This is a genomic window from Comamonas sp. Tr-654, from assembly GCF_011752915.1.
Classification (GTDB): Bacteria; Pseudomonadota; Gammaproteobacteria; order Burkholderiales; family Burkholderiaceae_C; genus Comamonas.
In genome coordinates, this window is record NZ_VWWQ01000005.1 from 60,656 (window position 1) to 73,171 (window position 12,516).

Sequence of the window (12,516 nt, forward strand, 5' to 3'; positions counted from 1 at the left end):
GACAGCACTCAAATCCTTACGGACACCTTTTTAGCGGCCGCCGCGGCGACCACCACCACCACCGCCACCAGGGCGGCGCTTGGCGTTCTGACGGGCACGCGACAGGCTGTCGCTGCCGATATAGCCCACCGAGGTGCGCATGGGGTCGGGCTGACCGCCCCCCTGCGAGCGACCCGAGCCACCGGAGCGGCCGCCGGACTTGTTGCGTGGGTTGTCACCCAGCATGCCGCTAGGTGCCGGACGATTGCCGTCCCACTCGCCACGGCGCTGACCACCGCCTTCACGACGACCCTGGGGTGCGCGATCGGCATTCATGCCATTGCCGCGACCACCGCTGCGGTTGTTGCGGCCGCCGCGGTTGTTGGCACCGCGGGCGCCACTGTTGTTGCGCTCGACGGGAGCACGCTCCTTGACGCCCGCTGCCGACATCAGCGCCTGGATATCAGCCTGATCGAGTTCCACCCAGGCACCGCGCTTGAGACCGCGCGGCAGCATCATGGCGCCATAGCGAATGCGGATCAGACGGCTGACGGCATGGCCCACGGCCTCGAACATGCGACGCACTTCGCGGTTGCGGCCCTCGGAGATGGTCACGCGGTACCAGCAGTTGGCACCTTCGCCACCGCCATCTTCCACGGCACCAAAGCTGGCTTCGCCGTCTTCGAGCTGCACGCCGTCCAGCAGACGCTGCTTTTCTTCCTTGCTCAGCGCGCCCAGCACGCGGGCCGCGTATTCACGCTCCAGACCGAAGCGGGGGTGCATCAGCGAGTTCGCCAGCTCGCCCGAGCTGGTGAACAGCAGCAGGCCTTCGGTGTTCAGGTCCAGGCGACCCACCGACTGCCACTTGCCATGCTGCAGCTTGGGCAGCTTGCGGAACACCGTGGGGCGGTTCTGCGGATCGTCATGCGTCACCACTTCGCCCACTGGCTTGTGATAGGCAATCACGCGTGCGGGCGGCGGGTCGATACGGAAGCGGATGGGCTGGCCGTTGACCTTGACGATGTCGCCGAATTGAATGCGCTGGCCGACGTGGGCAGGCTCGTTGTTGACCGAGATGCGTCCTTCCAGGATCAGTTGCTCCATCTCCAGACGTGAACCCATGCCGGCCTGGGCCAGCACCTTGTGCAGCTTGGGAGAATCAACCTGGGGCGCAAGCACGCGCTTGGCAGGCATGGCGCTGCCGTTCTCTTCCTCGTCGTCGAAGTCGCCCGAGATCACATCGGCAAAGTCGATGCTCTGCCCCTTGCGTCCCTTGGACCCATGAGGAGCGGCAACGCTCTGCACAGCCACTTCGGCAACAACGGCATCCGCTGCGTCATGGCCGTGGTCCTGGTCTTGCTCCTGGGACTGCAGCTCTTGCTCGACCACGGTCTGAACCAGCTCCTCGACAGCCACGGCTTCTTCGGCACGCGGCTTCGTCACGCGCTTGCGCGCTGGCTTGGCCTCGCCAGCAGCGTCCTTCTTGACGCCAGCACGCTTGCGCGGTGCAGCGGGCTTCTTGGCCTCGGCGGCATCCTTGGCACCATCGGCCTTGGCTGCGCGGGGCTTGCGAGTCTTCTTGACCGGCTCGGCTTCGGACGAAGCGGCTGCGGACTCGGGCATCGGGTTCGATGTCTCGTTGTTCATTCCAGTTTTCCTTCGGGGGTGACGCCATCGTCACCCTCCACAATTCGTTGTTCTGCCGCCCCGACGGTATCGTCGACCCGCGCTTTCGTATTTGCGTCCTCGGCCTCGTCGTCGCTGCCGTAGTCATCCTCGAGAAACGCCTTCAGGCCCACCCACTCGGTACGTCCGGCTTTCTTGGCAGCCGGTTTGGGCTCCGGCTCTGCCGCCTTGGCAGTCCTGGCGGGCCTGGCCGCCTTGGGCTTGCTCACGGACGGAGGTTCTTCGCTCGGCCCTAGCTCCGAATCCGGCAACTCACTTGCTATCTCTTCAGTAGCAGCTTGCGCAATGTCAACCTGCGTCTGGTCCGGATATGACTCCAAATCTGGCGCATCAGCCTCGGGCTGAAGCTCCGACACAGGCGCGGCAGGCGCTTGCGCCTCGGGGTCGGCATCTGTATCCGGCAGTTCCTGCGCGCCATCTTCCTCATCCGGGGCCCGCAGGATCTCACTCTCCGCCGCGTCGGACTCTGTTAGGGCATCTGCCGACTCTGCGGCCTCCACGCCCTCCTGGAGCTTGACCTCCTCGGCACCGGCCTCCGGCACAGCGGCTGGTTCGCCCTCATCCCCATCCAGCGCCTTGAACAGACTTTGCTGAGCCTGGGTTTCCTCCAGCATCGGCAGCTGGTCCAGCGACTGCAGACCCAGATCATCGAGAAACTGGCGCGTGGTGGCAAACAGAGCTGGCCGCCCCACGGTTTCACGGTGACCGATGACCTCGATCCAGCCTCGGTCTTCCAGCTGCTTGATGATCAGGCTGTTGACGGTCACGCCGCGAATATCCTCGATATCACCCCGCGTGACCGGCTGACGGTAGGCAATGATGGCCAGAGTCTCCAGCGTCGCCCGCGTGTACTTGGGCGGCTTCTCGGGATGAAGCTTGTCCAGGTAGACGCGCATCTCGGGCCGGCTCTGAAAACGCCAGCCAGAAGCCACCTGCACCAGTTCCACGCCCTTGAGGGCCCAGTCCTTTTGCAGGTCCAGCAGCAAATCCTTAACCGTGTCCGAGCCCAGCACATCATCAAAAAGTGAGCGCAATTCCCGCAGCGTCACAGGCTGTGGGGCACAAATCAATGCTGTTTCAAGAACCCGCTTGGCATCTACCGTATTCATGGGCGCAGCGTTTCGGGAGCGGCTGTCGCACCGACTGCGGTGGGACGCCTGATTCTAAGAAGAGAGGGAAGCGCCCCAAAGATGCCATGCGAGTGATGGTCAGAGGCTTTCCGGCGGATTGTAACGCAGACCCCATAAATCCAGTGCACCGGCCATGTCTTGTGGCAGCGGCGCATAGTGGACCAGCGGCTTTTTCGTCACAGGGTGCTCGAAGGCCAGCCTGAAGGCATGCAGCGCCTGGCGCTCCAGCCCCCCCTCGGGCTGACCGCCATACAACGTATCGGCTATCAGCGGATGGCCGAGCGAAGCCATGTGCACCCGGATCTGGTGCGTGCGACCGGTGTGCAGCGTGCAGCGCACCAGGCTGTGAGCTGCATCACCATCGAGCAGATCGAAGTCGGTACGCGCCTGCTTGCCGGGATGCAGATTCAGATCCACCACAGCCATGCGCAGGCGGTTGCGCGGGTCGCGTCCAATCGGCGCATCGACCTCGCGGCGCTTGCGGCTGCCCCATTGCTTGTGGGCAAGCGCCAGATACTGGCGGCTTACCTCACGTGCAGCAATCATCTTGATGAGCGCATCCATGGTGCTGCGATTGCGCGCCACCACCATCAAGCCGCTCGTGTCCTTGTCCAGCCGATGAACAATGCCGGCACGCGGCACCTGACGCGCTTTTTCGTCACGCGCCAGCAGGCCGTTGAGCAGTGTGCCCGTCCAGTTGCCGGGCGCCGGATGCACCACCAGACCCGCAGGCTTGTTGATGACCAGCAGATCCTCGTCCTCATAGACCACCTGCAGATCCATGGCCTCGGGCTGAAAGGCCATACTCTGCTGGGTGGGCCGCATTTCAACGCGCAGGCGGTCACCCACGGCCACCTTGACCGAAGGCTTAAGCAGAGCCTTGCCGTTGAGCGTGACCGCACCGTCGGCCAGCAACTGCTGCAGATAGCTGCGCGAGAACTCGGACACCCCCAGCGCCAGCACCTTGTCCACACGCTGACCATGATGCTCGGCAGCGACCGTGAGTTCGCGGTTCTCGACCTCGGCCGAGGCAATGCCGTCTTCGGCTGCTTCGTCCCAGCTCTGCTCGACCGTGTCAGAAGACACAAGCCCCTGCGGGGCAGGGGCTTGTGTGGCTTGCTTACGTTGCGAGGCCATGCTCAACGCGAGGGCAGATAGCGCGAAGGATCGACAGGCTTGCCCTGGCGACGCACCTCGAAGTGCAGCTTGACGCGATCAGCATCGGTGCTGCCCATCTCGGCGATCTTCTGACCCTTCTTAACGGCCTGATCCTCCTTGACCAGCAGCGACTGGTTGTGGGCGTAGGCGGTCAGATAGGTGTTGTTGTGCTTGAGGATGATGAGGTTGCCATAGCCACGCAGGCCGGCACCGGCATACACCACACGACCATCGGCCGCAGCCAGCACGGGATCTCCGGCCTTGCCGCTGATGTCGTAGCCCTTGTTGCGCTGCTCGTCAAAGCCGGCAATCAGCGAGCCGCTGGCGGGCCAGATGAAGTTCACATCATCGGCTCCCTTGGCAACAGGCGCAGGGCTGGTTGCAGGTGTGGCCGGTGTAGCAGGCACGGGCGTTGCGGTCGCCGCCGGGGGAGTCACGGGCGTGGTCGTCGCTGCGGTGCTGCCACCACCCACGACCACGGGCGCAACACCACGGCCCGAACCGGACGATGCAGCGGGCGTGTCACGTCCGGGCGGCACCACGCGCACCACCTGGCCGACTTCGATCACGTTGGGATTGTCCAGATTGCTCCAGCGAGCAATGTCCTTCCAGCTCTGGCCGTGCTCCAGACCAATCCTGATCAGAGTGTCGCCAGGCTTGATGGTGTAGTAACCGGGTTTGCCGGCATTTTCAGCGCCGGGCAGCGACTTGACGTCCACAGTTGAAGACGAGGAGGCCGACTGTCCGCGATCCTCCACAGGAGCCCTGTTTGCCTGGGCAGCACAACCGGCCAGGATGACACCTGCCAGCACGGCCGTTCCCCATGCACCAAGACTTCGCGATACCAACATAAGCTATTCCCTTCTAGGCGATCCCCGATTTTAGAGGGACAAAGTTGACTGCTTCCAAAACTGTCTGAGTAAAACCGTGTGAACTCTTGTCAATCACCAACAGCGCCTGCTTACCCGCGCCAACCACCACCGGAGCCACCAGACGTCCGCCCACAGCCAACTGGTCGCACCACTCCTGCGGCACCACGTCACCGCCAGCAGCGGAGATGATGCCCGCATAGGGCGCGCCACTGGCAAAACCCACCATGCCGTCACCGAGGATCAGATGCACATTGGACAGACGCATGGGACGCAGATGGCTGCGCGCCTTCTCGTGCAGGCCGCGCAGCCGCTCTATCGAATAAACCTCTTTGGTTAGCATGGACAGCACGGCGGCCTGGTAGCCGCAACCGGTGCCGATTTCCAGCACGCGCCCTTGCCCGTTGCGCGCCGCATCGGAGTCGAGCAGTAGCTCAATCATGCGGGCCACGATGCTGGGCTTGGAGATGGTCTGACCGAGGCCGATAGGCAGGCTGGTGTCCTCATAGGCCTGGTTGACCAGAGCACTGTCGACAAAGCGGTGGCGCTCCACCGTAGCCATGGCCTGCAGCACGGCGGGATTGCTGACGCCGGCCGCACCGATGCGCTGGGCCATGCGGGAGCGCACCGTGGAGGAATCCAGCCCCACCCCCACGGGCGAGGCGGCCACACGCAATGGATTGAGGGGCTTGGGGGCAACGGGCGGCCGAGCCGCGCTGGTGCCTGTCTGCACGGAACGTGCAATCCAGCCCGGCACCTGAGGCGGACGACGCTCGCTCACGATGCCGCCGTCGGTGGTGTGGACGAACCTGCCAGCTTGCTGGCTGTCTGCGCCCAGTAGCCCAGGTTTTCATGATCTGTCAGATCGACCTTAAGCGGCGTCATGGACACATGACCATGGGCCGTGGCATGGAAGTCCGTGCCTTCGGAATCATCCTTGGCAGCGCCGGCACTGCCGATCCAGTACATGGTCTCGCCGCGCGGGCTTTGCTGCTGAATCGCCTGCTCGGCCGCATGGCGGCGTCCCAGACGGCACAGCTTGACGCTTTTGAGCGCATCCAGCGGCATATTGGGGATGTTCACATTGAGCAGCCATGGCAAAACACCAATCAGCTGCTGGGACTGCATCTCCTGGACCATCTGACGCGCCGTGGCGGCCGCCGCTTCGAGCTCGGCCCAGCCCTTGTCCACCTGCGAGAAGGCAATCGAAGGAATGCCGAACAGATAGCCTTCCATGGCCGCCCCCACGGTGCCCGAATAAATCGTGTCGTCGCCCATATTGGCGCCGTTGTTGATGCCCGAGACCACCAGATCGGGCCGGTAGCCCAGCAAGCCGGTCAGTGCGATATGCACGCAGTCTGCAGGCGTGCCGTTCACGTAGCGAAAGCCGTTATAGGCCTGGTGCACATACAGCGGCGCGTTCAGCGTCAACGCATTGGACTTGGCGCTGTTGTTGTGCTCGGGCGCCACCACTTCGACGTCTGCCACGGTGCGCAGCGCATCGTGCAAAGCCACGATGCCTGGGGCCTGGAAGCCGTCGTCATTGCAAATAAGAATCTTCATGGATGAGGCGGATTGTAGGCGGCTCCAAGGTCACGACAGAGACACGCGGCATTCGCACCACACTTCTATCATCTGCGAGCCGATTCCCCCCAATCTCACCTCAAGAAGATCAGGAGACAAGATATGCACGCATGGCTTTGCACCACCCCCACCGGCGTCGAGACCCTGAAGTGGACCGAGCAGCCCACACCGCAGCCAGGCCCCGGCCAGGTACTGCTGGAAGTCAAGGCTGCCAGCCTGAACTTTCCCGACCTGCTGATCGTGCAGAACAAATACCAGATCAAGCCGGCCCTGCCCTTTGTGCCGGGCTCGGAATACGCCGGAGTAGTGCAGGCCGTGGGCGAAGGCGTCAAACATCTCAAGGTGGGCCAGCATGTGGCCTGTCTTTCGGGCACGGGAGGCTTTGCCACACATACGCTGGCACCCGCCGCCATGTGCATGCCGCTTCCGGCCGACTTCCCCTTTGTCGATGCCGCCGCCTTCATCATGACCTATGCCACCTCCCACCATGCGCTGATCGACCGCGGTCAGCTCAAGGCCGGCGAGACCGTGCTGGTGCTGGGCGCCGCGGGCGGCGTTGGTACGGCGGCCATACAGATTGCCAAGGCGGCCGGCGCACGGGTGATTGCAGCGGTCTCCACCGACGAGAAATGTGCGCTGTGCAAGGCGCAAGGTGCGGACGTCACCATCAACTACAGCCAGGGCGACCTGCGGGAAGCCATCAAGGCAGCGACCGACGGCAAGGGTCCCGACGTGATCTACGATCCCGTGGGCGGCGAGTTCGCCGAGCCGGCCTTCCGCTCCATTGCCTGGCGCGGCCGCTATCTGATCATCGGCTTCGCCTCCGGCCCCATCCCTTCGCTGCCGCTAAACCTGCCTTTGCTCAAGGGCGCTTCCCTGGTCGGCGTGTTCTGGGGCGACTTCGCCAAGCGCGAGCCTCAGAACAATGCAGCCATGATGCAGGAGCTGTCGCAATGGTGGGCCCAGGGCAGGATCAAGCCCGTGATCGACCGCACCATGCCCATGAGCGAGCTGTTCGCCGCCTACGAGCGCATGGGCTCGCGCCAGGTACAGGGCAAACTGGTGCTGGTCAACGCGTAAAGCTGCGGTAAACCGCGGCGATGCCTTCGGGGCCGGGGGATACTTCCAGCCACTGGCTACAAGAACCCCACACCACAGCATCGCCATGTTCTCTCCTCTTTACACGCCCGCGCCGGAACGCCGGCGCTTTCTGTTTGCCTCCAGCCTTGCCACGGCCGTGGGCGCCCTGCCAGCCTGGGCCCGTGCCACGGAATCGCTGACCCACAACCCGTTCACGCTGGGAGTGGCCAGCGGCGACCCGGAGCCCGACAACATCCTGATCTGGACGCGGCTGACAGCGCCTCTGGACTATCTGGGCACAGCGGCCGCGCCAGACCTGGCAGCACAGACCGTGCATTGGGAAGTCGCCCATGATGCCCAGTTCCGCCAAGCCGTGGCCCATGGGCAGACCCAGGCCAGGGCTGAATGGGGCCATGCCGTCCACGTGCAGGTCAACGGCCTGAGCCCTGACCGCTGGTATTTCTATCGCTTCCGCTGCGGCGACGCCTTCAGCACGACCGCACGCTGCCGCACCGCTCCGGCGGCCGGAGCCGATGTCCGCAGGCTACGCCTGGCCGTGGCCTCCTGTCAGCGCTGGGAGCATGGCTTCTACAGCGCCTGGGCCGATGCCGCACAAGCCTCGCCCGACCTGGTGCTGTTTCTCGGCGACTACATCTATGAATATGCCCAACCGGCCAAGCCCGATGGACTGGCGCGTGCGCAGCCGCTGCGTACCGCCCAGACCTTGCAGGACTACCGCGACCGCTATGCACTGCACAAGAGCGATCCCCATCTGCAGGCTGCCCATGCCGTATGCAACTGGTCCGTCATCTGGGACGATCACGAGGTTGAAAACGACTATGTAGCCCAATACGGACGCGGGGACAGCGCTCACTTTCTTGCAAGACGCATGGCCGCCTGGCAGGCTTTTTATGAAAACATGCCACTGCGTGACAGCGCATTGCAGCGCAACTTTCAAGGCCTGGCGCTGTACCGCAGTCTGCAATGGGGCAAGCTGGCCAGACTGCATCTGCTGGACGGGCGCCAGTATCGAGATCTGCAGGCCTGCCGCCCCGAGGGCAAGGCCAGCACCGGCACCGTAGACCCTTCCGAATGCCCTGCCCTGCAAGATCCGGGACGCAGCTTTCTGGGCTGGGATCAGGAGCGCTGGCTGGCCCGGCAGTTGCAGGACGATGCTCGCCAGAGGGCCGAGGCCACCCGCTGGAGTACCGTGGTGCAGACTACCTTGTTCGCGGCCCGCAAGCATCCCAACGGCCGGCAGTCAACCGACAGCTGGGACGGCTACCCTCAGGCCCGCCAGCGCCTGGTGCGTCAGATTGCAGAGAGCCAGCCACGCAACAGCGTGCTGCTCGGTGGAGACATTCACCAAAACTATGTCTGCGCCATTTCGGCCCAGCCCGACCAGGCCCCGGACAAGGCCAATCCGGTGCTTGCCAGCGAATTCTGCGGCACCTCCATCAGCTCGCACAGCGGCACGACACAGGCCAGGGTGGATGCCATCGTGGCCCACAACCCCCAGGTGGTTTTCGCACGCTGCGAGGAGCGCGGCTACAGCCTCGTGGAGATCACGCCGCAGTCCATGAGCACCGAACTGCGCGCAGTGAGCAACCCGCTCCAGGCCGACAGCAGTCTCTATACGCTGGCACGCTTTGTGGTGGAAGATCGCCGCCCCGGCCCTGTGAAGATCACCTGATGCGCTGCGGCATACTCGAGTCATGCAAAACACACAGGCCTCGAGACCCGAACTTCCCCTGTGGCGCGGTACGGCGGCAACCCTGCTGATTGCGGGATTGCTTGCAGGCTGCGGCCTGCCGCCCATGCCGGATCGCACTGCCACGCAGGCTCTGAATGCCGAACAGGCCCTGCAAACCCGGCTCGGCCGGGCTCTTGAGCCGCTGCAGCAGGCGCATCCGGGGCAAAGCGGCATTCACATGCTGGCCGATGCCCATGACGCCTATGCTGCCCGCGCCCTGCTGGCCCGGGCCGCGCAGCGCACGCTCGATGTGCAGTACTACATCTGGCGCAACGACACCACGGGCCATTTGCTGTTCGACGAGCTGCTGCTCGCGGCTGACCGAGGCGTGCGTGTACGCCTGCTGCTGGATGATGGTGGCACCGGTGGCATGGACGCCATGCTGGCCGCCCTGGATCAGCATCCGCAGATCGAGGTACGACTGTTCAACCCCTTCGCCTTGCGCACACCCAAGGTGATCGGCTATGTGACGGACTTCGCGCGCACCCAGCGGCGCATGCACAACAAGAGCTACACGGCCGACTCCGCCGCCACCATCGTGGGCGGACGCAATATCGGTGACGAGTACTTTGCCGCCTCCGATGGCGTGCTGTTCGCCGACCTCGATGTGGTGGCCACAGGCTCGGTCGTGAGCCAAGTGGCAGCGGAATTCGACCGTTACTGGAACAGCCCCTCAGCCTACCCGGCAGCCAGCCTGCTGCCCGCCATGCCGCAGCAGGCCGTGGACAAAGTCTATGCAGGCCTGCACGCCGATGTGAACCGCCCGGAGTCCCAGGCGTATGTGCAGGCCGTGGGCCGCAGCCGCTTCAGCACCGACTTGCTGGCGGGTCGGCTGCCGCTGCAATGGGCAGAGACCACCCTGGTCAGCGACGACCCGGCCAAGGTACTGCGCGAAGCCGCGCCCGAGGACTTGATGCTGTCCCAGCTCCAGCCGGTGATTGGCAAGCCGCAGCAGTTGCTGGAAGTGGTGTCGCCCTATTTCGTGCCCACCCGGGCCGGGGTCGACGCCTTTGGACTCCTGCGCCAGCAAGGCGTGCGGGTGCGCATTCTGACCAACAGCCTGGAGGCCACCGATGTGGCCGTAGTGCACGCAGGCTACGAGAAATACCGCAAGCCGCTGCTGGAAATGGGCGTGGAACTCTACGAGATGCGCCGCCAGATCGATCTGCGCAGCCAGCCCGCTGCCACCGGGGCGGACAAGACGCCAAGAAGCGAGCCTGCCGAAAAGGCTCCCAAGCGCGAAGCCCCGTCACCCGCCGCGCTGAGCGGCAGCTCTGCCACCACGGGCAGCTCCGGCGCCAGCCTGCATGCCAAGACCTTCGCGGTCGATGGCCAGCAGCTCTTTGTCGGCTCCTTCAACTTCGATCCGCGCTCGGCCATGCTCAATACCGAAATGGGCGTGGTCATCAAAGACCCGGCCCTGAGCCAGCAGGTCAGCACCAGCCTGGACCAGCATCTGCCGCGCATGGCCTACAAGGTGCAACTGGACGCAGAGGGCAGGCTGAGCTGGACGGGCCAGAATCCGCAGCCGCCCCATGAAACCCAGGTCTTCAGTGCGGACCCCGGCACCAGCTGGTGGCAACGCTTCATGGTGCGGGTGCTGAGCTGGCTGCCCCTCGAAGGGCTTTTGTAGCTCAGTCCAGACGGATGGAGGGACGCAGCCGCGCATTCATCAGATCGATCAGCCACAGCAGGCCACCGCGCCAGAAGCCATAGAGCCGCGCCTGGTGCGAGCGGTACAGCATGATGTGGCTGAGCATGGCCATGCGGCCACGGATCACGCCGCCGTTGAACAGGCCGAACTTTCCCAGCGAGCCATAGGCGTCGTAATGCGCGAGAGACACCAGGGCGCCAAAGTCGCGGTAGGCAAAGCCTACGGGTTTGGCGCCGGGACGTTCCAGCACATGAGGCAAAGTTTCGATCAGATAGCGGGCCTGCTGGTGGGCCACCTGGGCTGTGGGAGGCAAGGCCTCCAGCTTGCCGGGCAAGGTATAGCTGGCGCAGTCGCCCAGGGCATAGATATCGGGGTCGCTGGTCTGCATCTCGTCATTAACCAGCAACTGATTGCTGCGCGTCGTCTGCAAACCCAGCTGCATCAGAAATTCCGGCGCCTTGACCCCGGCCGCCCAGACACGCAGGCTGGCGGGAATCAGCTCTCCATTGGCAAGCTCAAACCCTTGCTCCGTCGCACGACTGACACGACCGCCGACGATCACGGAAACGCCCAGAGCCTGTAGCCGCACGCGCGTGGCTTCAGAGATTTCTTCGGGAAAGCTGGGCAGCAGGCGCGAGCCTGCCTCGATCAGCACGATGCGGAACTTGGCCGCCTCGCCCAATGCGCCGTAGGCCGTGGCACTTTCAGCAAGCTGGACCAGCTCTGCCGCCAGCTCAACCCCCGTGGCACCGCCGCCCACGATAGCGACCTGCAACTGTTCGCCACTGGTCATGCAGCGCACCATGCGCAGCCGGATCTCCTGGTTGAAGGCATCGGCCTTGCGGCGCGAGTCGATCATGAAGCAATGCTCATGCACCCCTGGCGTGCCGAAGTCGTTGGCACCGCTGCCCACCGCGATCACCAGCTTGTCATACGCAAGGCGCCGCCCCGCCACCAGCTCGCGACCATCAGGGGCATAGATAGGGGCCAGCAGAATTTCACGCGCCTCGCGGTCCAGACCACACATCTCACCGGGCTGGTAGGCAAAGTCGGCATCAGTGGCCTGGGCAAGATAAGTGGTCTGCTGCTGAGCCAGATCGCGGGTGCCGGCGGCAATCGTGTGCAGCATGGGCTTCCAGACATGGGCGGAGTCGCTGTCCACCAGCGTCACCGTGTCAATGCTCTCGCTCTTGAGCTTGCCCAGGGCAGTGGCCACCTCCAGCCCCGCCACGCCACCGCCCACGACCACGATGCGGGCCCCATGTCCATAGTGTGGAGGCCGAGGCTTTCGAGCTTGCGGCTCCTGGGATTCGGTGACGGGCTGCTCGCCCTGCTCTGCTTGGTTGACTGCGTTTTCCATGAACGACCCTGACTCTGCGTCTGTTGTAACCGGACGCCAGAACATCTCAAGATGTCTGGCACGCATTGATTGTTCTTCAATTTTTATAGCAGGAAACTCAATATGGACAAGGCAAATAATGATGATATATATCTTTTATAAGACTTGAGTCGAGAGCACGCAAGGCCTGCCGCAAAAGCTTTCAGTTTTCTGAACAGCTTTAGCTGCAAGCAATACCAATCAAGCGTGGCGCGCTATCAACTTCTTGAGCAGCCTGTCGCTGG

General features: G+C 63.9%; 10 protein-coding genes. 3 read left to right on the forward strand and 7 right to left on the reverse strand.

The window, feature by feature from the left end; translation table 11 throughout:
* Positions 1 to 30 precede the first annotated feature (30 nt).
* From F3J24_RS15985 to surE, 6 genes are all read right to left on the reverse strand, one after another.
* Positions 31 to 1,626 (reverse strand): pseudouridine synthase, encoded by a 1,596-nt coding sequence (locus F3J24_RS15985; RefSeq protein ID WP_167008378.1) that lies wholly within the window; start codon positions 1,624 to 1,626, stop codon positions 31 to 33.
* Positions 1,623 to 2,774 (reverse strand): SMC-Scp complex subunit ScpB, encoded by a 1,152-nt coding sequence (gene scpB / locus F3J24_RS15990; RefSeq protein WP_167008381.1) that lies wholly within the window; start codon positions 2,772 to 2,774, stop codon positions 1,623 to 1,625. The genes F3J24_RS15985 and scpB overlap by 4 nt, the downstream gene beginning before the upstream one ends.
* 99 nt (positions 2,775 to 2,873) lie before the next feature.
* Entirely contained in the window at positions 2,874 to 3,932 is a 1,059-nt protein-coding gene (locus tag F3J24_RS15995) for an RluA family pseudouridine synthase (RefSeq protein WP_167008384.1), read from the reverse strand.
* A gap of 2 nt (positions 3,933 to 3,934) precedes the next feature.
* A complete protein-coding gene (locus tag F3J24_RS16000) occupies positions 3,935 to 4,804 on the reverse strand; it encodes a peptidoglycan DD-metalloendopeptidase family protein (RefSeq protein ID WP_043005451.1) in 870 nt (289 codons plus the stop codon).
* A gap of 13 nt (positions 4,805 to 4,817) precedes the next feature.
* The gene (locus tag F3J24_RS16005; RefSeq protein WP_087084508.1) at positions 4,818 to 5,603 is read right to left on the reverse strand and encodes a protein-L-isoaspartate(D-aspartate) O-methyltransferase; all 786 of its coding nucleotides are present in this window, start codon (positions 5,601 to 5,603) and stop codon (positions 4,818 to 4,820) included.
* On the reverse strand, positions 5,600 to 6,385 hold the full coding sequence (gene surE / locus F3J24_RS16010; RefSeq protein WP_167008387.1) for a 5'/3'-nucleotidase SurE: 786 nt from the start codon (positions 6,383 to 6,385) through the stop codon (positions 5,600 to 5,602). The genes F3J24_RS16005 and surE overlap by 4 nt, the downstream gene beginning before the upstream one ends.
* Positions 6,386 to 6,508: 123 nt before the next feature.
* On the opposite strand from surE, the gene F3J24_RS16015 reads away from it, so the two are divergent.
* From F3J24_RS16015 to F3J24_RS16025, 3 genes are all read left to right on the forward strand, one after another.
* Positions 6,509 to 7,486, forward strand: coding sequence for an NADPH:quinone oxidoreductase family protein (locus F3J24_RS16015; protein ID WP_167008390.1), 978 nt, complete (start codon positions 6,509 to 6,511; stop codon positions 7,484 to 7,486).
* 85 nt (positions 7,487 to 7,571) lie between these two features.
* On the forward strand, positions 7,572 to 9,179 hold the full coding sequence (locus F3J24_RS16020) for an alkaline phosphatase (protein ID WP_167008393.1): 1,608 nt from the start codon (positions 7,572 to 7,574) through the stop codon (positions 9,177 to 9,179).
* A gap of 22 nt (positions 9,180 to 9,201) precedes the next feature.
* Positions 9,202 to 10,872, forward strand: coding sequence for a phospholipase D family protein (locus F3J24_RS16025; RefSeq protein WP_167008396.1), 1,671 nt, complete (start codon positions 9,202 to 9,204; stop codon positions 10,870 to 10,872).
* 1 nt (position 10,873) lies between these two features.
* Here F3J24_RS16025 and F3J24_RS16030 read toward each other — a convergent pair whose 3' ends face one another.
* Positions 10,874 to 12,253 carry an NAD(P)/FAD-dependent oxidoreductase gene (locus F3J24_RS16030; RefSeq protein WP_167008399.1) on the reverse strand — a complete coding sequence of 460 codons (1,380 nt, stop codon included), beginning with the start codon at positions 12,251 to 12,253 and terminating at the stop codon, positions 10,874 to 10,876.
* Positions 12,254 to 12,516 lie beyond the last annotated feature (263 nt).

Excerpts from the sequence above, each read along its gene's own strand:
- F3J24_RS16020 (WP_167008393.1), top strand. The coding sequence starts at position 7,572 with ATGTTCTCTCCTCTTTACACGCCCGCGCCGGAACGCCGGCGCTTTCTG.
- F3J24_RS16025 (WP_167008396.1), top strand. The coding sequence starts at position 9,202 with ATGCAAAACACACAGGCCTCGAGACCCGAACTTCCCCTGTGGCGCGGT.
- F3J24_RS15995 (WP_167008384.1), bottom strand. The coding sequence starts at position 3,932 with ATGGCCTCGCAACGTAAGCAAGCCACACAAGCCCCTGCCCCGCAGGGG.
- F3J24_RS16000 (WP_043005451.1), bottom strand. The coding sequence starts at position 4,804 with ATGTTGGTATCGCGAAGTCTTGGTGCATGGGGAACGGCCGTGCTGGCA.
- F3J24_RS15985 (WP_167008378.1), bottom strand. The coding sequence starts at position 1,626 with ATGAACAACGAGACATCGAACCCGATGCCCGAGTCCGCAGCCGCTTCG.
- F3J24_RS16030 (WP_167008399.1), bottom strand. The coding sequence starts at position 12,253 with ATGGAAAACGCAGTCAACCAAGCAGAGCAGGGCGAGCAGCCCGTCACC.
- F3J24_RS16015 (WP_167008390.1), top strand. The coding sequence starts at position 6,509 with ATGCACGCATGGCTTTGCACCACCCCCACCGGCGTCGAGACCCTGAAG.
- scpB (WP_167008381.1), bottom strand. The coding sequence starts at position 2,774 with ATGAATACGGTAGATGCCAAGCGGGTTCTTGAAACAGCATTGATTTGT.
- surE (WP_167008387.1), bottom strand. The coding sequence starts at position 6,385 with ATGAAGATTCTTATTTGCAATGACGACGGCTTCCAGGCCCCAGGCATC.